The 22232-nt window shown below is 56.5% G+C and carries 15 protein-coding genes; 4 read left to right on the forward strand and 11 right to left on the reverse strand.

What is annotated here, in order from left to right:
* Window positions 1-271 precede the first annotated feature (271 nt).
* Window positions 272-2824 (forward strand): nitrite reductase large subunit NirB, encoded by a 2553-nt coding sequence (nirB, locus tag IV01_RS22365; protein WP_032625610.1) that lies wholly within the window; start codon window positions 272-274, stop codon window positions 2822-2824.
* On the forward strand, window positions 2824-3198 hold the full coding sequence (gene nirD, locus IV01_RS22360) for a nitrite reductase small subunit NirD (protein WP_032625611.1): 375 nt from the start codon (window positions 2824-2826) through the stop codon (window positions 3196-3198). The genes nirB and nirD overlap by 1 nt, the downstream gene beginning before the upstream one ends.
* Before the next feature lie 50 nt (window positions 3199-3248).
* On the opposite strand, the gene IV01_RS22355 is transcribed toward nirD, so the two are convergent.
* Entirely contained in the window at window positions 3249-4298 is a 1050-nt protein-coding gene (locus IV01_RS22355; protein ID WP_229636078.1) for a phosphotransferase family protein, read from the reverse strand.
* 154 nt (window positions 4299-4452) lie between these two features.
* Here IV01_RS22355 and IV01_RS22350 point away from each other — a divergent pair, with 154 nt between their 5' ends.
* Window positions 4453-5388: a KpsF/GutQ family sugar-phosphate isomerase gene (locus IV01_RS22350; RefSeq protein WP_032625613.1), complete on the forward strand. Its 936-nt coding sequence runs from the start codon at window positions 4453-4455 to the stop codon at window positions 5386-5388.
* 526 nt (window positions 5389-5914) lie between these two features.
* Here IV01_RS22350 and IV01_RS22345 read toward each other — a convergent pair.
* From IV01_RS22345 to IV01_RS22330, 4 genes are all read right to left on the reverse strand, one after another.
* Window positions 5915-6982 (reverse strand): polysaccharide biosynthesis/export family protein, encoded by a 1068-nt coding sequence (locus IV01_RS22345; RefSeq protein ID WP_050507268.1) that lies wholly within the window; start codon window positions 6980-6982, stop codon window positions 5915-5917.
* A 40-nt stretch (window positions 6983-7022) separates the two neighbouring features.
* Window positions 7023-8129: an ABC transporter permease gene (locus IV01_RS22340; RefSeq protein WP_032625614.1), complete on the reverse strand. Its 1107-nt coding sequence runs from the start codon at window positions 8127-8129 to the stop codon at window positions 7023-7025.
* Between the two features lie 48 nt (window positions 8130-8177).
* Complete coding sequence (locus IV01_RS22335) at window positions 8178-8771, reverse strand: ABC transporter ATP-binding protein (RefSeq protein ID WP_229636079.1); 594 nt, start codon at window positions 8769-8771, stop codon at window positions 8178-8180.
* Window positions 8772-8843: 72 nt separating this feature from the next.
* Window positions 8844-9662 carry an ABC transporter permease gene (locus IV01_RS22330; RefSeq protein ID WP_267872303.1) on the reverse strand — a complete coding sequence of 273 codons (819 nt, stop codon included), beginning with the start codon at window positions 9660-9662 and terminating at the stop codon, window positions 8844-8846.
* A 477-nt stretch (window positions 9663-10139) separates the two neighbouring features.
* On the opposite strand from IV01_RS22330, the gene IV01_RS0124525 reads away from it, so the two are divergent.
* A complete protein-coding gene (locus IV01_RS0124525) occupies window positions 10140-13838 on the forward strand; it encodes a type I polyketide synthase (RefSeq protein WP_080290196.1) in 3699 nt (1232 codons plus the stop codon).
* On the opposite strand, the gene IV01_RS0124530 is transcribed toward IV01_RS0124525, so the two are convergent.
* The 6 genes from IV01_RS0124530 to ychF form a co-directional block, all read right to left on the reverse strand.
* Window positions 13771-15219: a capsule biosynthesis protein gene (locus IV01_RS0124530; protein WP_080290197.1), complete on the reverse strand. Its 1449-nt coding sequence runs from the start codon at window positions 15217-15219 to the stop codon at window positions 13771-13773. The genes IV01_RS0124525 and IV01_RS0124530 overlap by 68 nt on opposite strands.
* Window positions 15216-16709 carry an LTA synthase family protein gene (locus IV01_RS22325; RefSeq protein ID WP_032625616.1) on the reverse strand — a complete coding sequence of 498 codons (1494 nt, stop codon included), beginning with the start codon at window positions 16707-16709 and terminating at the stop codon, window positions 15216-15218. Before IV01_RS22325 ends, IV01_RS0124530 begins: the two co-directional genes overlap by 4 nt.
* A 1-nt stretch (window position 16710) precedes the next feature.
* Window positions 16711-17487 (reverse strand): SDR family NAD(P)-dependent oxidoreductase, encoded by a 777-nt coding sequence (locus IV01_RS22320; protein ID WP_032625617.1) that lies wholly within the window; start codon window positions 17485-17487, stop codon window positions 16711-16713.
* Complete coding sequence (locus IV01_RS22315) at window positions 17484-18617, reverse strand: capsule biosynthesis protein (protein ID WP_229636081.1); 1134 nt, start codon at window positions 18615-18617, stop codon at window positions 17484-17486. Before IV01_RS22315 ends, IV01_RS22320 begins: the two co-directional genes overlap by 4 nt.
* A 122-nt stretch (window positions 18618-18739) precedes the next feature.
* Window positions 18740-20791, reverse strand: coding sequence for a capsular polysaccharide biosynthesis protein (locus IV01_RS0124535; RefSeq protein ID WP_050507270.1), 2052 nt, complete (start codon window positions 20789-20791; stop codon window positions 18740-18742).
* A gap of 330 nt (window positions 20792-21121) precedes the next feature.
* Window positions 21122-22222, reverse strand: a complete 1101-nt coding sequence (gene ychF, locus IV01_RS22310; protein WP_032625619.1) for a redox-regulated ATPase YchF — start codon at window positions 22220-22222, stop codon at window positions 21122-21124.
* Window positions 22223-22232 lie beyond the last annotated feature (10 nt).

Below are 22232 nucleotides of genomic sequence, written 5' to 3' on the forward strand. Positions count from 1 at the left end.
GACTGGTGCAAGCCCTAGAAACGGGGCTTGCAGACCATCCCAGCCTTTCTGGCACAACCACTGCATAAGCCTGTTCAACCCGCGGCGGAGTCGCCAGTGGGATACCTGGTCGATCAACGGCGATCGTTTGGCCCCTCAATGGCCCGGGTAACAATGACTGCGTCAGGCCCATGGGCCCGCAGCACGAACAGGCAAAGGCGCCTGGAACCTTTTGGTTCCAGGCGTTTTTTTTTGCTTTGAAAAAACCGGATCGGCTTTGATGGGTGCATCTATGAACAGCGAGTTGGCGAGTGATCTGCAAAACCTGGTGGTAATCGGCAATGGCATGGTCGGCCACCACTGTGTCGAGCAACTGGTGGAAGGCGGTGCATTGAGCCGCTACCAGATCCACGTGTTCAGCGAAGAGCCGCTGCGCGCCTATGATCGCGTGCATCTGTCCGAGTACTTCGGTGGTCGCGATGCTGAATCCCTGGCCCTTGGCGACGCGGCGCTCTATCAGCGTGCCGGAGTGACCTTGCATCTGGGTGTACCGGTACTGGAGATTGATCGGGCACGCAAGGAAGTGATTACCGCCAATGGCTGTGTCAGCTATGCGCACCTGATCATGGCCACCGGCTCCTACCCGTTTGTGCCACCTATTGAAGGCGCGGCCGGTGATTCGCGTCTGGTCTATCGCACCCTGGCGGATCTGGACACCATCCGCGCAGCCGCCAGAAATGCCCGTCGCGGCGTCGTGGTCGGCGGCGGTCTGCTAGGACTCGAGGCGGCCAATGCGCTGAAAAGTCTGGGGCTGGAAGCCCATGTCGTCGAGTTCGCGCCACGCCTGATGCCGGTCCAGTTGGACGAGGCGGGTGGGGTCGCGCTCAAGGCGCGTATCGAGGCGTTAGGCGTCAGCGTGCACTTATCCCGCGCTACTCAATCGATCACGCCGGGCAGCGAATATCGCTTCCGCATGAATTTCGCCGGTGATGAATTTCTCGAAACCGATCTCGTCGTGTTTTCTGCCGGCATCCGCCCACAGGATGCGCTGGCCAAAGCGTGCCAGGTGGAGCTGGGCGTCCGGGGCGGTATTGCCATCGACAGCAACTGCCGCAGCAACGACCCGCACATCTATGCCATCGGTGAGTGCGCCGCCTGGAACGGCAGCGTCTTCGGCCTGGTCGCTCCGGGTTACCAGATGGCTCGCAGCGTGGCGGCGCAATTGTGTACAGCCGAGGGCGAGTCGTTTGTGGGCGCCGACATGTCCACCAAACTCAAGCTGCTGGGTGTCGACGTCGGTTCCATCGGCGACGCTCACGGCGCCACTGCTGGGGCACGCAGCTATCGCTTTATCGACGAAGCCACGGCCAGCTACCGACGTCTTGTAGTGTCCGCTGACGGTAAACAGGCCATCGGCGCCGTGCTGGTAGGGGATAACAGCTATTACGACACGCTGCTGCAATACATCCAGAACGGCATCAAGCTGCCTGCGGACCCTTCTTCACTGATTCTGCCCCAGGGCGAAGCGGCACCCACCCTTGGCGTGGATGCGTTGCCCGCCACTGCAACGATCTGCTCTTGCCACAACGTCAGCAAAGGTGCGATCTGCTGCGCCATTGACGCCGGCTGTGGCGATTTGGCCGGGCTCAAGAGCCAGACCAAAGCCGCCACCGGTTGCGGTGGTTGCGCCGGGCTGCTCAAGCAGGTCTTCGAGCATGAGCTGATTGCCCGGGGCGTCACAGTCGACAAGAGCCTGTGTGAGCATTTCGCTTATACCCGTCAGGAGCTGTATTCGCTGGTGCGGGTCGAGAGCATCGAAACCTTCGACGAGCTGCTGGCCCGTCATGGCAAAGGGCATCTGGGCTGCGATATCTGCAAGCCCGCTGTCGGCTCGATCCTCGCCTCGTGCTGGAATCGGCCGATCATGGAGCCCTGGCTGGTGCCGTTGCAAGACACCAACGACACCTTCATGGCCAACATGCAGAAGAACGGCACCTACTCGGTTGTGCCGCGCATTCCGGGTGGCGAGATTACGCCGGACGGTTTGATCGCCATTGGTGCTGTCGCCAAAAAGTACGACCTGTACACCAAGATCACCGGCGGCCAGCGCATCGACCTGTTTGGCGCCCAGTTGCACGAGCTGCCGGACATCTGGTCCGAACTGATCGCCGCCGGCTTCGAAACCGGACACGCGTATGGCAAGTCCACGCGCACCGTGAAGAGCTGCGTCGGCAGCACCTGGTGCCGTTATGGCGTGCAGGACAGCGTGAAAATGGCCCTGCGCATCGAGGATCGCTACAAGGGTTTGCGCTCGCCGCACAAACTCAAGTTCGCCGTCTCAGGATGCACCCGCGAGTGCGCCGAAGCCCAGAGCAAGGACGTCGGTGTGATTGCTACCGAGAAGGGTTGGAACCTGTACATCAGCGGCAACGGCGGCATGCGCCCGCGTCACGCCGAACTGTTCGCCACTGACCTGGATGACGAAACCCTGATTCGCTACATCGACCGCTTCCTGATGCTGTACATCCGCACCGCAGACAAACTGCAGCGCACCTCGGTATGGCGCGAAAGTCTGGAAGGTGGTCTGGATTACCTGAAGGCGGTGGTGATCGATGACAGCCTCGGTCTCGCGGTTGAGCTGGAAGCGCAAATGCAGTTGGTCGTTGATCGCTATGAATGCGAATGGGCCAACGCCCTGAAGGACCCGGAAAAACTCAAGCGTTTCCGCACCTTCGTCAATGCCAATGGCGCGGACCCTGATATCCATTTCGTGAAAGAACGCGGCCAGCGACGTCCGGCGCGTCTTGATGAATTGAACCTGATTACCGCTACGGAGGTGGTGTGATGAGTGGTCTGAATGCTGTGCTGACCGAAGTGAATGCGACGTGGCGCACGGTGTGTGCGCGCAACGACCTCGTACCCAACTCCGGGGTGGTTGCCTGGCTGGACGGCGCGCAGATCGCCTTGTTTTTCCTGCCGGACCAAGAGGGCGGCGGTAGGGTGTATGCGGTCGACAATCGCGACCCTCGCTCAGGCGCCAATATCATCGGCCGTGGGCTGATTGCCAATCTGGCGAACAAACTGGTGGTGGCTGCGCCCTTGTACAAACAGCATTTCGGCCTGGAGGACGGCGTTTGTGTCGAGACTCCGGATGAGCGGCTGCGGGTCTGGCCGGCGCGGTTGCGGGGTGACCATGTGGAGGTAGGGGCCCAAGACTGACCGATAGTCATAGGCTTTTTGATGGACTCGCCCTGGGCGAGTCCATGCTATTACACGACTTTCAGAGTCAGCAGGTACTCGAACTTTTCCCGTAACTCGTTGAGGTTTTCCGTTCTGGAATATTCGGCGATGGTCTGCGGCCGCATGCAGTACCACAGGCTGTTTAGCAGGAATACGTAGCGTACGTTGGCAATCGCCAGTGATCTGTCAGCGTCATCGGTGAGCGCCTGTGAATAAGCGGTTAAAAACTCTTCGCTGACTTGCCTGAATCGCAACATGTTGTTGCGGCGGAACACGGCACTCAAGTAAGCACCGCCATCGAAGCCGACCCTGCCTACTTTTACCTCGCTCCAATCGATCAGATGTAGACCTTGCTCTGAAACGAACAGGTTTTTCCGCAAGTAATCCATATGGCAATAGCAACGAGGTGAACGCTGGGCTGCGCGGGCATTTTCCCTGACTTGCGCAATGAATGGTCTCAACTGGGCTTCCAGGCCAGCGAAGCGAGTATCTTGCGTGGCCAACGCACGGACACTTGGAAGCAATCGTGAAAAATTGAAGCGCGGGCGCAGGAGGTACCAAAGTCGGAAGAAATCCATTCGCCAATGCTTCAGACCCTGGATTCTCGACGAATCCCGCAAATGTTGCCTGGAAACACTCTCGATCTCCGCGATACCCCGTGCGATTTTTTCAGCGATAGCGTGTAGGTGCGGGGCCTTTCCTTCGACGAATTGAATAAAGATCAGACTTTCCCACGGCGTGTCGATCAGTGCATGACAGGGCGGATGCTGAAAGTGAATGCTGTCGGCGAACAGATGTCTCTCACGGTAAAAACTGGCTTCAAGACTGGATACAAACCCCAGCTTGCGGATGGATTTCTCCACAACATCCAGCACCGCGCCGCTGGGCAGGTGGGTAAGTGTGTGATGCCGCACATAGTTTACGAAGGAGGCGTTGCCGGACAGCTCGGCAGTCACAGTTACAACTTCATTCATGTCGATATCCGGCAGCATAAGGGCCAGGCGCTTTTGCAGCGTTTTGCGGGTGAGCCAGTACACCGTTTTACCAGATTGTAGTCGGCTGAATTCAAAGCTGGTCAAATTAACTCCGCTTTAGAAAGACGTATATCCCTGAGGTTTTTTATCAGCAGCTTGCTGCACCTCTGGCATGTTCCGTTACATATGTAATTTTGTTAAATCTTTTGATTTAGTTAAAATTTGTTTCATTTTAAGTTTCAAGGATGCATTGTTCGTAATGAAACATATTCTCACCGCCAAAGAGGCTCTTACCGTTCAGGCTGAAGCGATTAAAAAACTTGCGGACCGCATTGCTGATGAGTTCGAAAGCGCGGTCGAACTGATATTGAACTGTAAAGGACGCACCGCTGTTTGCGGGATGGGTAAATCCGGATTGATTGGCCAAAAAATGGTCGCTACTTTCGCTTCTACGGGTACTCCAAGCCTGTTTCTTCATCCGGCGGAAGCCTTGCATGGCGACCTCGGTATGCTCAAGCCGAGTGACGTGATTATTCTCATCTCTTATAGCGGCGAGACTGAGGAGGTGGTGAAACTCATTCCGAGTCTCAAATCCTTCGGCAATAAAATTATCGCCATGACGGGTAATGGCGAATCGATATTGGCAAAGCATGCGGACATCTGGCTTGATATTTCCGTCGAGCGAGAAGTTTGCCCGAACAACCTCGCGCCTACAACTTCCACCCTCGCAACCATGGCCATGGGGGATGCACTGGCAGTCGCACTGATCGACGCATTGCAGTTCAAGCCAATGGACTTTGCCCGGTACCATCCCGGCGGTAGCCTGGGTAGAAAACTGCTGACTAAGGTCAGCGACGTCATGCACACCAATATGCCCACGGTTACACCGACTACCAGCTTTCATGATTGCTTGTGGGTCATGACAGCAGGTCGCCTGGGTTTGGCAGTTGTCATCGACGAAGGCAAGTTGGCGGGCATTGTTACTGATGGCGATCTGCGACGAGCGTTGCTGGACAACCCGCAGACAGTCAACGACGACGTATCCAGCTTCATGAGTCGCAACCCTCATACCATCAAGGCCAGCACGCAATTTTCGGAAGCCGAAATGTACATGCTGGAGCGAAAAATCAAAGCCCTGCCGGTGATAGCGGACGAGGGGGAAGAGGTGGTGGGGGTTGTGGAGATTTTCGACTGACAGCCAAACAAAGCTCTCTGAGTGCCTACTGAATTGTATGAATTTCCGGCAGGCACTCTTCAAGCATTCAACAGGTTTTTTATTAAAGCCAATTTCGATATTTGACACGTTGTATCTGTCAGCAGTGGGGCCAAGCCTGTTCGGGATTGAGTTAAAGAGCTAAATCCCGGGAGCTTTCATCACGTTTTCAGTATCCGGATTTTTGGTGTTTGTCCAGAAATCCACTGGGGCAGCGCGGTGACGAAGAGCTCGTTCGGCTTAGGCATCAAAGGCTATTCTAAGATAAACACCGGAAACAAGACGTATAGCCATCGGGTTCGTGTGTTTGTTGAATCCAGAAAAGTCTTCTTGGCGTTTCTTTAAGAATTTCTTCCATTTTGTTATAGGTCGCGCTGCTCTGCAGGTGCACAATGGGCATTTGTGGATACTGGCTTGAGCGGGGTAACTACCTCTACATGCTTAGTGATTGCGGGGGCGGGATTTTTATTACGACGTAGTGTGATCAACATCGATATTTGTTTGCTTGCTAGTTAGCCGAGTTGCCCAAGGCATTACCCAAAATCAACGTTTGTACGATGGGAGTAATTACTTTTTGCCACTCATGGACAGCAGCATTGGTGACGTAAAGGGTATCGTCAGGTTTAAGTACTATGCGTTTTGCAAAAAAAATGGCCGCAGGATCCCTAAGATCCACTCGCATTACCAGAGGCTTGTCAGGTGCGTGCTCGTCAAGGCGAAAAACAAATACCCCTTGAGCATTTGCGATGTTCTCCTTTAATCCACCTACAGCTCCGAGTGCGTCCAGTAAGCTGGTGTTTTTTTGTGGTAAGTCATGCAGGCCTGGTTTCGCCACGGCCCCCATGGCGACGAATCTTTGTCGAGAGCGCTCGACCACGACTTCCGCGCGGGGAGTCAGAGCCCAGTTATTTCCGGCCAGTACTTCTTCGTAGCTGATCGTCTCCACTTTGCCGCTACTGCGCACTGTCACACTCACGAGATGCGGCTCCATGATCGGGCCGCCTGCCTGATTGATCACATCCAGCAGTGTCAATGGTCCCTGCAGTGTCGAAAAACGTCCCGGGGATTTGACGGCTCCCGCCACCAGTACCGATCCCGACAAGTCTGCGACCAGTTCGACATGGACTTGTACGTCGGAGGTTACGCCCTTGAGTTTTCGTCGGATCAGGGTCTCGACCTGCATCGGGGTCATGCCAGCTACTTTTTTGCGACCAACGTAGGGCAGGGAAATCATGCCTTGATGATCAAGGCGGACTTTTATTTGAGTGCCGCCGGTGGCAAGGGGGGCGAATAACGCAATTCCCTGCGCGGCATTGTCAGTAATCAGGACATCAATCACGTCGCCCGCCATCAAGCTGGTTTTCGCGGGAGCAGAGTTGGCCACGGTAGCAAGCGTTGGCTCCTGTGCACTGCGCATGAACGGCGTAATGGTGCTGGCGCTGATATCCACCAGGGTGTAAGCCTCGGTCGTTGTTTCGATAGAGCTTTTAAACGGACCGGCGCCGGAAAAAGTGCCGGCGCAGCCGCTAAGCACCAAGGTCAGCGACATCGTGCTGGCAACACTGGCTTTGCGCATATTCGTTGTCCAGGCGCGACGGGTGAGCAGGGGTGGAAAGTTAATCACGGTGATCCTCAATGGATGCAATCAGAAAACAGGTGATGCCATAGAGCATGAGCAACGCCAGCAGGATGGTTGCCAGGTTGTAGATGCGCTCTGGATAAAGCGCCATCTCAGGGGTATTCGGGCTGACTACGGTGACCAGCGTGCGAATTTTCTTGCTCGCCTCGATGCGTGCGTTTTCGAGAGCTGCCACGGCCGCTTTGTAGCTTTCTTCCGCGATGCCGGTGTCCAGTAGAAGCTGTTGATAGCGTGAAGCGACAACGTTGGCCTGACCACCGGACGGAGCTGATACCAGCAGGCGTTTTTCTGCAGCCAGTTGTGCACGAATGGAATTGACTCGCGCTTGCTGTTGAAGCACTTGCGGGGAGTTGGCGCGCAGCTTGTACTTCATTTCGGTGGCGACGGCCTGTTGCCTGGAATATTCACTTTCCAGGCTGGCGATGATTTCAGCTCGACCCTGGGCCGACGTTTTGCCGTCCAGCACTTTGTTTTCGTTTTGGAAGCTCAGCAGTTGCTCTTTATGCACAGCGTAGTTTTCACGAGCACCCTGAAGTTCCTCCTTGGCGAAGGTCATCTGTTCGCGGGCGATACCGTGGGAAACTTCGTTGACAAAATGTTCGCTGGCTTCAAGGATGGCCGTCAGCATTCTTTTGGCCATATCGGGTTGCAAGGCGTGGACTTCTACTTTGAGCAAACCGGTGGATTCGTCGTACGTGGCCTTGACCATGCGCTGATAAAATTTGAGCAGGTCTTCGCGCCGAGGTTTTTTACTCAGCAGAAAAAAGACGTCTCGGCGCTGTTGCTGGTAATGCTCTACCCACTGCAAACGCTCTTCGAGCAATTGCATCATGTCGTTTGAAGTGATGTATTCGCGCAGGTACAGCGTCTCTTCGCGGGAAGTCGTGCTGGCACCACTGAGCAGGGCTCCCAGGTTAGGCAGGGCAGCGGAAGTCGTGTTGCTTTCCTGGCGCACGACTACTTGCGCCGAGCTTACAAAGCGGTCGACGGCCAAGAATGCGTAGTAGATGACGGCCACAGCTAATGGCGCGACGACCAGGCCGATCATCATCCGCCAGTGTTTGGGTATGCCCGTATTACTCATATGCTCATGAACCCCTGAAGCTGAAACTTGATGTTTGGTTGGAGAAGGTCAGGCGTCATAGGCTGCGATTCCCTGCTCCACGTCCTGATAGAGCTGGATGCCGCCGTCGCGCACATGCAGAACGATGTCGCAGAGCTTGCGAACTTCATTCATGTTGTGGGTGACCAGCACAATCCTGGAGCTTTGCCGTTTGGCTTGAAAAACTTCGGCGCATTTGCGACGGAACTGCGCGTCACCCACCGACATCACCTCGTCGATCAAGTAGTAGTCGAAGTCAAACGCCATGCTCAGGCCGAACGCTATCCGCGAGCGCATCCCGGAGGAGTAGGTCTTGATGGGTTCATCGATCCAGTCGCCGATCTCGGCGAACTCCTGCACATAGCGAATTTTCTCGCGCATCGCATCACCGGTCGCACCGTAAACCCGGCAGACGAACTTGATGTTGTCTCGCCCTGTCATGCTGCCTTGAAAGCCTCCCGTCAAACCCACCGGCCACGAGAGGCTTTTATCGCTGACGATTGTTCCCGAATCTGGAATGTCCGCTCCACCAAGCAGGTTCATCAAAGTGGTTTTGCCGGCGCCATTGCGCCCGATCAAGGCGATGTTTTTCCCTGTAGGAACAGCAAGGGAGAGATCGCGCAAAATGTAGCGCCGACCTTTAGGCGTCAGGTATGACTTGGTGATATTTCTGAGTTCAAACACGGAAAGCCTGTTTTAACCGTTCTTGGTGGATAGCAGGTGCAGGCGACGTGCCCGATAGGTACCCAGCGAGACGAAGATGAGCACTAAAGTCCAAGCGATGACATACATCCCCGATACCCCAGCGACCGCCGTGTAGGTCGTGAAGACCTCGGCGCGGAGCAGCTCGAGCAGGTGGAGAAATGGATTGAGCAGCAATATCGGCATGAATGCCGAAGGCAGGTAGGTCGCCGGCACCAGCACGCCAGAGATGAAATACAGCGGGAAGAACATCATGCGGATGGCGGTTTTACTGCCAGGGATGGCGTGGGCAACCAGCGCGAGAAGTATCCCCAGACCCGTTGCGAATAACAGCCCCAGCAACAGCGTCATTGCCCATTCGATGGGCGCTGCGATGCTCACGTCATACCCAAACCAGGCAAAGCTGAATAACAGGATGGCGTACACCGAGGCTGAGAGGCAGGTTTCGACCAGAACGCGAGCAATGAAGGTGTCCAGCGGTTTGATCTGCCTGTAGGCAAACAGTGAGCGGTTTTCCCGCGTGCTGTCCATCAAGCGCAGTGCTGTGTTGCGAAATAGCAGGAAAGGCACCAGACCAGACAGAACAAATACGGGGTAGTCGACGCCGCTGACGCTGTTACTCCGTAACAAACTGAATAACAGGCTCAGAATCAGAATGTGGCAGACAGGCTCCAACAGGGCCCATGCCGCGCCGAATCGTCGCGCGCTCAACCGCGAGCGAACCTCCCGCAGCAGCAATGCGAAAATGACCGACCTTTGAATTTCAAGTGGGGAACGCTGTTTCAAGACATTTACCGATAAGTGCCGACGCACCCGCTGAACAGGAAATTTAGTGGTGCGTTAATGATGATTTCCATATATGGAAGTCATCTAAATGACTGGCGTAAAGCCAGCAAATAAGCTTGTGATGGAAGGATTATTTGTATCGAAAAATATTAGGCTATTTATACATCTAATCTTTTCAAGGGATATGTAGGACTAGTAAGACGTGGTTGTAGGAAATTTCCTAATCTAGTGGTTCGTGGGTGTAATGGTTACGGCAAGTCTCTATCATGCCGCCTCAGCGACAGGTGTCAGGTTTTCTCTATAGTCTCTGGTTACATATTTACTTCGGTGCCCTCGGCCGAAAGTTCTGCGTGCTACGGCAAGTTGCTATCAGCCGGTCAGCCGCCAATACGAGTTAATTAACTTCAAAGGACAGTGCCGACCTTGCGGTCGTGGACAGTTGACGCTGGCGCCTGCGCGATAACACGTATGGGCCTGCAGCCGATGAATGATTTTAGGTAGGTTATGTTGAAAAAAGTCGTAGTAGTGGCAGCGTCCTGTCGTTTTCCGGGTGTAGACAGCGCTACGCTTTGGCCAGCCCTGCTTGAGGAGCGAAACCTCATTACTCAGGCGGATGCAAGCCGCTGGACGCATGAGGAATTCCTTCATCCGGACAAGTCCAACCCAGGTACTGCCTACACGTTTGCCGCAGGAACCCTAGGTGATATTTCCGGTTTCGATGCCGGTTTTTTCAATATCTCCCCAAGGGAGGCGGCAAGCATGGACCCCCAGCAGCGTGTGCTGCTGGAGATGGCCTGGGAGCTGTTCGAAAATGCAGGCGTCAGGCCGTCGAGTGTTCGCGGTTCTGATTGTGGCGTTTATCTGGGGTTGGCAAGTGTCGACCACGGCTACCGACTGGCCGAAGACATGGCGGCAATCGATGCGGGATCGGCTACCGGTAATGCTTCAAGCATCGCGGCCAATCGCCTTTCCTGGTTCTATGATTTGCACGGCCCGAGCATGGTGGTCGATACGGCATGCTCGTCGTCGTTAGTGGCGGTTCATCAAGCATGCCAAGCCATCCGCACGGGAGAAATCAGCCAGGCAATCGCTGGCGGTATCAGCTTGCACCTGCATCCCTTTGGATTTCTTGTTTTCTCAAAAGCGTCGATGTTGTCTAGAACCGGTCAGTGCCACGTCTTTGACGAGTCTGCTGACGGCTATGTGCGCTCCGAAGGGGGTGGGCTGTTCCTGTTGAAGGAGTACGAGCAGGCGCTGGCCGACGGTAATCCAATTCTGGCATTCGTCGCGGGTAGTGCGATCAATACGACGGGTCGTACATCTAGCCTGACGCTTCCAGGTGTAGAGGCGCAGGTGAGCGTGATGCAAAGTGCCTGTGCCAGCGCGGGTATAACTGCTGACCAGATTGATTACATCGAGGCGCACGGAACAGGCACTCCGGTTGGCGATCCTATCGAAGCGCAAGCCATTGGTCAGGCTCTGGGGATGCAACGGTCCCGGCCACTACCAATCGGTTCAGTGAAAAGTAATCTGGGCCATCTGGAAGCTGCCTCTGGAGTGGCTGGTATGGCCAAGGCGCTGCTGTGTATCAAGCATCGTCAAGTGCCGGCCACCGTGGGGATCACTCAACTGAACCCGGCTATCCCGTTTGCCGAATTGAATCTGAATGTAGTTGCTCACACGCTTGCCTTGAAGGCGGAAGGCGAGTTGGTGGTAGGCGTTAATTCATTTGGTTTTGGCGGGGCTAATGCGCACGTGATTCTGACCAGCGTCGAGCCGCAGCCACACGCTGACACATCTGCGGACCCGCAGCCGCTGCCCTTGATGGTGAGCGCCCGTGATGACGGCGGCCTGGCTGCCAGCGCTCTGCTGCATGCCGCCCATCTGAACGATCATGCCCATGCCTGGTATGACACCACCTACCACACGTTGCTGCGCCGTGATCATCAAGCTCAGCGCGTGGTGGTGATCAGCGCTGATGCCACGCAGGCAGCTCAAGCCTTGACGACCTTTGCCGGCAACCGATCAACGTGCCCGTTGCCTGTAATTCTGGAAACAGGGACCTCGTTGTCCGTTGCCAGCGAACCGGTCTGGGTCTTCTCCGGCAACGGTTCCCAGTGGAGTGGAATGGCGCGGGCGCTGATGGACGATAAGGTGTTCAGCGATGCAGTGGCCGAAGTCGATACGTTGTTCATACCCTTGGCCGGTTATTCGTTGCTCGCCGAGTTGGCTGGCAAGAATGGAGAGGACCATTATGACTTGACCGAGGTTGCCCAGCCTGCGCTGTTTGCCGTGCAGGTTGGCGTGGTGCGCATGCTTGAGAAACGCGGTTTGAAGCCACAGGCCGTGATGGGTCACAGTGTGGGTGAAGTGGCTGCTGCCTGGGCATGTGGCGCGCTGAGTCTGGCGGATGCGACCCTGGTTATTTACCACCGCAGTCTGTTGCAGGGCCTGACGCGTGGCTCTGGGCAGATGTCGGCAGTGGGCCTGGAGAGCCAGCACGTTCAGCGGTTGCTGAATGAGTTGGGTCTGGCTGAAGCGATTGTCGTGGCTGGAGAGAACAGCGCGAAGGGTTCGACGGTAGCGGGCTCTGCTGCCGCGCTGGAGGTGCTTGAGCATGCGCTTGGCGAGCGGAAGGTATTCGTGCGTCGGTTGAAGTTGGACTATGCCTTCCACTCGGCGAGCATGGACCCCATTCGCCAAGCGGTAATTGACTCGCTTGGGTGCGTCAGGCCTCAGGCTGCCTTGATTCCTTTCTATTCCACTGTGACTGGCGATGTGTTCGACAGCACGCGTCTTGATGCCGAGTACTGGTGGCAAAACATACGCCAGCCGGTTTTGTTTCAAGGGGCGATTGAGCGCCTGGTCGACCAGGGTTGCAATGTATTTGTCGAGGTGGGGCCACACCCGATTCTTAGCAGTTATGTGCTCGATACTCTACGCATCAATGCGTTGCCAGGGGTGGTGATTCCAACGCTGCGGCGTAACGAAGACCGCGAGGATCTGATTGACCGCACCCTGGCCAAACTGTTGATCGCCGGTGTCACGCCTGATTGGCACGCATTGTTTCCGACCCCCGGACGCTGGTTGCAGCTACCCAATTATCCTTGGCAGCGCGAGCATCATTGGCACCCGGTAACGGCCGAGGCAGGTGGGTTGTTGTTGCGTGAGCGGCTTCACCCACTGTTGGGTTACCCCTTGCCGAACCAGGCATTTCACTGGGAAAACCGGCTCGATACGGTATTGTTTCCCACGCTTGAGGATCACCAGATCGGTGATGCTGTTTTGTTTCCCGCGGCGGGATTCACGGAGCTGGCATTGACGGCAGCGCTGCAATATCAGCCCGGCGAATTCGTGGATATCGAGGAGCTGGAGATCCTGGGTCCACTGATTCTCAGTGCCGATTTCAGCAAGAAAGTGCGGGTCAGGATCGATACGGCTGATGGCAGCCTGAGCATCACATCGCGTACTACCGGTGAAAGCGAAGATTGGTCAGCACATGTGGTAGCTCGTCTTCCTGGCGCGGCGCAAGGGGTAATGCTCGATAGGCGTGCTCCCGTTATCCCGGAACGTGCTGCGGACTTTAGCGGCGATGATCACTTGCAGTTGACCCGGGCGGCGGGCCTGAACTACGGGCCTGCTTATCAAGTAGTGGAGCAGGGCTGGAGGCTGGACCGGGGTGTTCTGGCCCGTTTACGCATCCCGGCGTCGATCGAGGCTGAGCTGAAGAGGATGCATCTGCACCCGGCATTGCTCGATGGTGCGTTTCAGCTGGTGACTCAATTATTGGCCCGTGACCCGATGCGGCGACCGGGGGTGGCATTCATTCCAGTAAAACTGGGCCGTATTGCTTTCGCTCGCGAGGCAGGTGTCCCGACACTCGCCGAGGTGCGACAGGTCAAGGTGTCCGAGCATTCATTGCTGCTGGATTTCACCCTTTACGATCAAGACGGCCGTGCAGTGGTGCATATCAAGGATGCGCGTTTTCGGGGTGTTCGTTTACAGCGTGATGGTTCTGCCGACATCAAACGGCTCGACACAATCGGGGTGGCAATGCCTGTGAACGGTGCCGATATCCAGGTCACCCCGGCAGTCAGTCTTTACGCCGCACTGTCAACGGTGCTGGGGGAGCCGGTCATGCAGCATTTGCAGACCGACTTTGCCAATGAAGTCGAACCCCTGCTCGACAGCTTAGGTTGTTGACCAGCGTCGAGGCCAGATCATTGTCGGAGCCTTTATCCACGCCGTTTCGATCCAGCAGCAGCGACAAGGTTGACGCCCTGGCGGCGATCGGGCCGTCAGGTTTCAACAAGCCTTCAATGATCCGCCAGATTGGCACTTGCACGGCATTGGCGTGTTGTTGCAATCCGTCGGGTTCTCGACCTGCATAAACCACAAGTTTCCCACCCTCTGCCGAGATGCCCGGCAGTGCCTGGGTGGCATTCTTTACAAAACGCAGTTGCCCCCACCGACTGTGCAAAAAATGTCGAATCCTCCTTCGCTCCCTTGGTTTTACGCCAAATACTGCCAAAGGTCCGGCAAACAGACTGTCCCGATTTTTTTGCAGGGCGAGTTGACGCGCTACGGTCAACACGTCAGTTCGCTCGCCAGTCAGCGGATCGACATAGCGGCAGTAACGGATATAAGCCGCGGCTACCAATTGCAAGAGACTCGGCTGTGCTTGGCGACGGGGCGACGGCATGCGGTCGTCCGTCAGCCCCCAGCCTGCATAGAACGGCAGGCCGAAACAGGTCACCGGTATTCCCTCGATCAAAGCTTCCAGACCCGCCTGGCTGGTGCCGACGTAGACACGGCTGGCGCGCCTGACCAGGGATGACCAGGAAATCACGCGGCTTTCAACGCTAACCCCGCGACGCTGTGCGGCTTCCAACAAACAGCTTTTCTTATAGCCAGCGACGCAATCGGGGTGAATGCGGACCCGCACATCGGCGTCCGGGTTTTCCATCAGGGCACAATCGAGCATTCGGATGAAATCCGCTTCACACAGGCCACCCCCGGGAATCGAAAAGTCGCCAAAGGTCTGGTCAACCACCAGGACCAGAGGGCGCTTTTGCCCAAGCTCGTCGCTCGGGCAAAGATCCGGCGCGTGGTTGTACTTACCAATGCCGCTAGTACGCATGATGTCTATGAGTGCGCGTGCCGTGTCCAGCTCCTGTGAGCTGATGTCTTCGGGGTTCTGCAGAATGTTTTCCAGTAGAGACGGCCGATCGGCCAAGTAGTGAATTCCGATGGGATCCACCACCATGGACATTGGCGTATCGCCTTGAACCCCAAGAGAGGAAGACCGCAGGAAACCATCCTCAAGTGCGATATAGGGAATTTCCCAGCGCTGGCAAAGAACCCGGGCGTGATCCGATGAGCGCTTGTAACCGATGCCGGCAATGGCTTTCAGGCCTTCGGGTGCTCGCCGACCTCGTCGCCATAACCAATGGGGAGTCCCTTCGTCGCCGAGGAAGCGCGGCAGGTGCAAGACCTTCCAGGCAACCCATTGCGACATGATGCCGATCCAGCCTTCACCGTCTGTGTGAAGCATGGCCGCAGTTGTCGAGTCTCTACTGTTCATGGCTGAGTAAGCTCGATGAAGGTCTTGGCCAAGTGGTCCACGGCTAGCAGCTTGGGCTGCTGATGGTGTCTGACCCGATTGGACCAGATGAAATAGTCGGTGCTGCCGTCGGGCTCCCCAAGCGCGCGGTAGACGCTGGGCAATATGGGGACGTGGTCACCAAAGAAGCACAGGTTGGCAGGGCGTAAGCTGGCCTTGAGGTTCTGGCGCAGCATCCCCAGCATGTGATCAGCATTGGCGATGTGGCGTACATAGGGTCCAAGGTCGGACAGGTGCTTGCTGAGCGCACCATCAAACCAGTCTGGTAATTGCGCGGCGTCAACCTGTTCCAGATGCAGCGGACCATGGTTTTCCATGGTGATTGCGTGAATGAACAAGGGCTCGGTACGACCAGGGGCATCAAGTAGTGCGAGGATCTTTTCAGCTACGGCCGAGTCAGCGATGAAGGGCCCGGCTTTCTGGCTGGTATCAAAAGCCCGCCCGTCAATAAACTCGTCGAATCCCAAAGCAGGCAGCACTCGATCCCGACCATAGAAGCCGCCAGCAAAAGGATGAATGCAGATGGTTCGATAGCCCTGTTGCTTAAGGTGCGTGGCGATGCTCGGCAGCCCCTGCCGCGCCAGTACGCGATAAGGATTGAAGCGGTGTACCCCGAGGCTATCGCTGCTCAGGCCCGTTAGATAAGCGAACTCGCTGCGCACCGTGTTGGCGCCCCAGGCTGCAACCTGAAGCTCGCCCTGAGCCAGGGATTCGCTGCGCATGAGGTCAAAGTTTTGTAACACCTGAGGTTTGACTCCGCTGTACAGACGTCGGACGTCGAAGAACGATTCGCTCTGGATGGAGATCATGTCCGGCAGCCTGTGATCAGGCGGCTGTGTGGCGGTGCTCAGGAACGGCGAGCCTAGTGTGGTGATATCAACCTTGCTTCGACCGGCAAGGAAATAGGTCCACAGGCAAAAAACCAGCCCCCAGTTGCGTAGGTCCAGTTCCGGCGCAAAGCTGGGTTTCCATAACGGCCTCATGCCTAAGGCAACAAGCGCCGCGCCAGCCCCCAGCAGCAGCGTGCTTTTTAGCCATGCGTCAGTCGCGGGCCTTTCGAAATACAGGCCGAAGACGAGGTAGGCGCAGAAACCTGCCGCCATCGCTGCTGTTTTAGCCATTCCGAAAAAGGGCAGATATAACCGTGGAAAACGCACCGCGTCACTGAAGTACTCGAAATCGGCGAAGACAAACGGTTCGCGTAGCGTGTGAAATTTGGCGTTGCTGACCAGCACAATCAGTAGCCATCCGGCCAGCAGGCTGAACACACTGAACCAGACCCGGCCGGTCAATGCTAAAACACAGGTCAGCAGCAGGCACCAGACGCCACTGTGAAGCAGCCAGCAGGAGAGGGGGCGCAACAGGCGGGGGCGGGGTTTCAAAATCGCTTCAATTCCGACAGTCAGACAGAGTCCGCCGAGGGTTGCCGAGGCAAAGAGCAGATCGCTCATATCAGACTCCGTAGTGCAACCAGCGCAGCATCAGTGATGACAGGCGCTGAGGAATGAAAGCCAGGGCCCAGCAGCCCAGATTCAGCGGGAAAGGAAAGCTGATACGTGCACGGTCACTACCCAGGCCGCGCTGTATCAGGCGCGCGGCTTTTTCGGGCGTGCACAGCAGCGGTTTAGGGCCCGGCATTTCGTTGCACATCTTCGATTCGACATAGCCAGGCATGATCACACTGACCCGGACACCTTGCGGTGCGAGCCAGTCCCGCAGCGACTCACCGTAGGCTTTCATCGCGGCCTTGCTGGCGCTGTAGCTAGGCGTCATGGGTAGGCCGCGCCACGCAGCCAGCGAGCTGAACACAGCGATCTGACCACTGCGACGAGCGCGCATGGCGGGCAGGGCGGCTTCAATTGTCGCCATTGCCGCCAGCACATTTATTTCGATCAGTGCCTGGGTATTGCCCCAGGCCTCCCCCGCGCCATCGGCCCCCACATCGGTATTCACCCCGGCGCCGACGATAAGCAGATCCGGTGACTCCTCATCGCTGATGCGCCGCATCCAGGCGCGCAGCCTGTCGAGATCCTGGACATCCAGTTCAGCCAACACGACCCGAGCACCCGCAGCGCGGCATTGCGTGGCCAGTTGCTCCAGCCGCCCCAGGCGTCGGCCCTGGAGAATCAACGTCACTCCTGGCGCGGCATAGGCGGCTGCGAGTGCGCCTCCAATCCCGCCCGTGGCCCCGGTGATGACAATACAGCGCGGGAATTTGATCAGTTTCATAGAAACAGTTCGACTCTTGAAGTCTTGGCCATTAACACCTCCATTGAGTTGTTAACCGCCATCTCAATGCCACAGGGGGTGTAAAAGCCGCCATTGACCTGAGTGGTGTGAATGACCGTATTGCGGAACCGCTGAAACAGGGTTGCATCCGGTGTTTGCGGTGCAACCCAGAAGTCATCCAGGCTGCCTTGATGGGTCAGGCCGGGCATCGCATAAATCGGGTCGCCGAGGGTCAAAGTGGAACGGCTGTGCAGCAAGGCCGACCCGCCCACAGTGCTGTTAACTGTCACAACACCGGCAACATGGGATAGAAGAGTTGGCATGCAACCGCCTTCAAGGAAATCGACACGGTCGGCAACCGCATAGTGTGCAGCGACTTCCCGGGTTACCCGGTGGTAGTTCACCAGGCCCGGCGTCAACGGGTGGTTCTTGACCACCAGGCGCGCATTGCCAGGCGCATGCGCAGCGAACGAGCGCAGCACTTTGTGCAGCACTTCACCCATGCCGGAAAACGCCGAGTGCTTGCGAATCTGAGCGTCGCTGTCCAGTTGCAACGGCAGCAGAAACGTCGGCTGCCGCTCTTGCGCGATCTGCCTGACGGTTTCGGCATCACGGCTTCTCGCAGCAGCCAGCCGCAGCCATTGCCGTAGATAACCTGCGTATTCGATGGCAGCGTTGTAGGGGGCATGGGTGCGGTAGTGTGGGAAACACACCGGATTCAAGGCTCCGCTCATGTGATAGAGGACGTCGTGCATCGCCCGCTGCGGGAACGAAAGCTTGAACCTGCGACCGTTCTGGTAATGCGGGATGTGCTTGCCGACATCGAGGTACCAGCGGGGGTCTCTGGGCAGCCGAGAGTGGTTGTTGACCCCGTCACGCTCCAGTGTCACCCAGTACGGACGAAAGTAACCTTCTTCGAAGACATGAGCCTGTATGCCTCTAAGACTGGCTATTTTTAACGCTGGCTGATGCACCGGGCGCTGGTCGCCAAATAGCACGAGGTCGGTAAAGAACTCGTCGCGCATCAACTGGAAATAGAAGTCCTCCAGTTGTTCCGGTCGCCCTGAAAAGTAAACCCTGGAGCCGCTGCTGTAGAGTTGGTCGCCCATGTTGAAACTGACGGACTTCACCAAGTGGCCTTCGGCACGCAGCCCATGTGCGAGTCTTGCGAAGAAGGGCGAGCTGACCCCTTGCAGGAACAAAAATGACTTGCGGGGGCGGATGCCGAGACTTCGAGCCCGGCTTGGTCGGCTCACATGGTGGAGTACCGGTTCGTTGACAGTTTTTTCCACCAGGTTTTGATCACATGCCGCCATTTTTCGGGAGTTCCTTGCTCGGGTATTTCATGCCAGTTCGTCAGCTCCAGAAGAGCCTGCTCTGCAGTAGTGAAGCGGTCGGTGATGCGGCTGACGTAAGTGGGGTAATGGATGAGAGTGCCCAGGACCAACTCGTCCAGGCTCAGTCTGCGCTGGCGCCTGGCCTGGACTGAAGGGCTCATGTCGATGTCAGTCGTGAGGCCCCAGCCCGCATAGAATGGCTGGCCATACGTGGTCACCGGAATCCCTCGCATGAGCGCTTCGAAGCCTGATTGCGAGGTCAGCACATGGACTTCGTCGACCTGATTGAGTAGCTGATGGAAACAGTTGCCGCCCAGCACTTCGTCACACCCGTTCACGATCTGGTGTTGGCTGTCGCCTTTGGCCGGCGCACTGGTCAACACCTCGGGATGAGGCTTGTAAAGCACCCAGGCCTGCGGGTTGCCCGCTCGTACTGCCATGAGCAGCTGAAGATTGGTGCGAATGCTGTTGGCGCCAAACTGAATGGAGGCATCCGACTCCACTTGGCCCGTTACCAGAATCACCTTTTCAGCGTGATCCGGACGCCTCCAGGACGGGCCGGGGAGGTTGTATTTCGTTACTCCAGCGCTGCATATGGCGTTACGCAGTGCCGCCGCACGATGCAGCTGTGCCGGTGTGCTGCCCCCGTGCTGCAGGATGTGCTCCAGACGGGATGGACGAGTGGCATCGTAGTAGATTCCAAGGTCATCAATGACCCATGACAGTGGGCGGTTTTTCGCCGATCCCAGCCCTACAGACCGTAGGAAGCCGTCTTCCACACGGATGACCGAAACCTGTTTACCGTCCAGTGCAGCATCGTGCTTACAACCCCAGGTCACCACATGACGAGCGTTAGGCCGACCGATACGCTGCCCACTCAGGTGCAGGACGCTGCCATCGAAAAAGCGCCGGACATGGGGCAGCTTCCAACGAGTGAAACCCAGCACCTGCAGCTGTACTGGCAGACAGCTGCGCTTGTGGCGCTGCAGTCCCAGCCACACGATCAGCTCCTCCGGTGTGCAGAGGGTGCCTGTCTCTGGATGCACGTAACGGGAATAGAGCACCAGCGTGGCATGGATCAATTGGGCCAGGGATGCTGGCTGACGTCGCAGCGGAGCGGACAGGGCGTCCCGGGTCAACCCATAGCCCGCGTAGAACGGCATGCCAAAGGTATAGACGGGGACGTCCCACAGCAGAGCGTCGAAACCAAGTTGGGAAGTCATGACAAACACGGCATGCATATGCGGTAGCAGCTCTGCCGGGTGAATATCCTGATCGAGGATTTTGACGCGCTGGTTTTGGCGCAGGGCGGTCAGGTTGAAATGGCCTTTCTTGCGCCCTGCTATTACGTCAGGGTGCACCTTCAGCAGAACCTCGCATTGCGGGAATGCGAGGAGCGCGGCCTGCAGCATCTGTTGAAACTCCGCCACACCCGCGCCTTGCAACGAGGCGTCACCCAATGTCTGGTCGGCCACTAAAACACAGGGCATCTTCGGTACGAATCTTTCAATACGTGCTGCGTTATATTTCGAAACGCTATTACTCTGCCAAAGTAGTTTAAGTGCGAGACCTCGTTGTTTTACCGAGGCCGTGAGTGGTTGTGCAATGAGTTGTTCCAATAATGATGGCGCACTGGCATCGAAATAAATGCCTAAGTTGTCGATCACTAATGAAAGAGGTGGTTCATCAGGCCCCGCTTTGATTGAACGCAGAAAACCATCCTCAATTGTTACAAGAGGCAGCTGGAACTTATCGGCTATTCGTTTGGCCGTTCTATAGCTTGGCTTGCGCCCCCACACCAATACCGCATCGGCCTTCGTGGCCGCAGAATCGCGACTGTGGAGTAGCTGATAGTCATGCAGCAGGCTGGGCAAGGTTGAAATACCCTGTAAACCCTTCGACGTAGCCAACAGGCGGGGGAGGCCACCTTTATCGCTCAGGATAGGTGTCTCAAGTTTTAATTTCATGAATCAGTCGTTTAAGGAGGGCGAGTTGTAATAATATATTTCTAAATAGAGAGGCTGCATTTTGCCATCATGTAAGTGGCTTTGCAGGCAAGGGGCGGGATTTTAATGTAGTAATTATTTTTTTCAACTAAATATCTACAAGTTGCAACTTGATCTGTCTTTATTTGTTAGCGGATGTGTTTCTGGTGGCTGTTTGTCTAATCGCTAAACAGAAATCCTTTATAAGCATTACCCGATTTTGCAACGGCCCATTAAACGAAAAACCCCCGTGTCGCTGTGCGACCACGGGGGCTTGGGTTCATCAGGTGCCGTGCTAAACCACGGCAACACTCAGACGTTAAAGCGGAAGTGCAGCACATCGCCGTCTTTAACGATGTATTCCTTACCTTCCAGACGCCATTTACCGGCTTCTTTGGCACCGGCTTCACCCTTGTACTGGATGAAGTCGTTGTAGGCGATGCACTCGGCGCGGATGAAGCCTTTTTCGAAGTCGGTGTGGATCACGCCAGCGGCTTGCGGTGCGGTGGCACCGACGCGGACGGTCCAGGCGCGGACTTCTTCGACGCCTGCAGTGAAGTAAGTCTGCAGGTGCAGCATTTCGTAGCCCGCACGGATCACTCGGTTCAGACCTGGCTCTTCGAAGCCCAGGGCTTCAAGGAACATGTCTTTTTCTTCGCCGTCGTCGAGTTCGGCAATTTCAGCTTCGATCTTGTTGCAGACCGGCACCAGCATTGCGCCTTCTTCTTCGGCAATGGCACGCACCACATCGAGCAGCGGGTTGTTCTCGAAACCGTCTTCAGCAACGTTGGCGATGTACATCACTGGCTTGGTGGTCAGCAGGTGGAAGCCACGAATCACTGCTTTCTCGTCAGCGTTCATGCTCTTCATCAGGCTGCGCGCCGGCTTGCCTTCGGTGAAGTGAGCGATCAACTGCTCCAGCAGGCCTTTCTGAACCACTGCGTCCTTGTCGCCGCCCTTGGCATTGCGGGTGACTTTCTGCAGTTGTTTTTCACAGCTGTCGAGGTCGGCAAAGATCAGCTCAAGGTCGATGATTTCGATGTCGCGTTTCGGATCGACGCTGTTGGAAACGTGAATCACGTTCTCGTCTTCAAAGCAGCGGACCACGTGGGCGATGGCATCGGTTTCACGGATGTTGGCGAGGAACTTGTTGCCCAGGCCTTCACCTTTCGACGCACCGGCAACGAGACCGGCGATGTCGACGAATTCCATGGTGGTCGGCAGGATGCGCTTCGGATTGACGATAGCTGCCAGTGCCGCCAGACGCGGATCAGGCATGGCCACGATGCCGCTGTTCGGTTCGATGGTACAGAAGGGGAAGTTCTCCGCCGCAATACCGGATTTGGTCAAGGCGTTGAACAGGGTGGATTTGCCGACGTTGGGCAGGCCGACGATGCCGCAATTGAAGCCCATGGTGTATCCC

The organism is Pseudomonas syringae, assembly GCF_000737245.1.
Lineage (GTDB): Bacteria > Pseudomonadota > Gammaproteobacteria > Pseudomonadales > Pseudomonadaceae > Aquipseudomonas > Aquipseudomonas syringae_J.

What these genes read in the sequence shown, in the direction of transcription:
- nirB (WP_032625610.1), top strand. Translation starts at nt 272, where the DNA reads ATGAACAGCGAGTTGGCGAGTGATCTGCAAAACCTGGTGGTAATCGGC.
- nirD (WP_032625611.1), top strand. Translation starts at nt 2,824, where the DNA reads ATGAGTGGTCTGAATGCTGTGCTGACCGAAGTGAATGCGACGTGGCGC.
- IV01_RS22350 (WP_032625613.1), top strand. Translation starts at nt 4,453, where the DNA reads ATGAAACATATTCTCACCGCCAAAGAGGCTCTTACCGTTCAGGCTGAA.
- IV01_RS22345 (WP_050507268.1), bottom strand. Translation starts at nt 6,982, where the DNA reads ATGCGCAAAGCCAGTGTTGCCAGCACGATGTCGCTGACCTTGGTGCTT.
- IV01_RS22340 (WP_032625614.1), bottom strand. Translation starts at nt 8,129, where the DNA reads ATGAGTAATACGGGCATACCCAAACACTGGCGGATGATGATCGGCCTG.
- IV01_RS0124525 (WP_080290196.1), top strand. Translation starts at nt 10,140, where the DNA reads ATGTTGAAAAAAGTCGTAGTAGTGGCAGCGTCCTGTCGTTTTCCGGGT.
- IV01_RS0124530 (WP_080290197.1), bottom strand. Translation starts at nt 15,219, where the DNA reads ATGAACAGTAGAGACTCGACAACTGCGGCCATGCTTCACACAGACGGT.
- IV01_RS22325 (WP_032625616.1), bottom strand. Translation starts at nt 16,709, where the DNA reads ATGAGCGATCTGCTCTTTGCCTCGGCAACCCTCGGCGGACTCTGTCTG.
- IV01_RS22320 (WP_032625617.1), bottom strand. Translation starts at nt 17,487, where the DNA reads ATGAAACTGATCAAATTCCCGCGCTGTATTGTCATCACCGGGGCCACG.
- IV01_RS0124535 (WP_050507270.1), bottom strand. Translation starts at nt 20,791, where the DNA reads ATGAAATTAAAACTTGAGACACCTATCCTGAGCGATAAAGGTGGCCTC.
- ychF (WP_032625619.1), bottom strand. Translation starts at nt 22,222, where the DNA reads ATGGGCTTCAATTGCGGCATCGTCGGCCTGCCCAACGTCGGCAAATCC.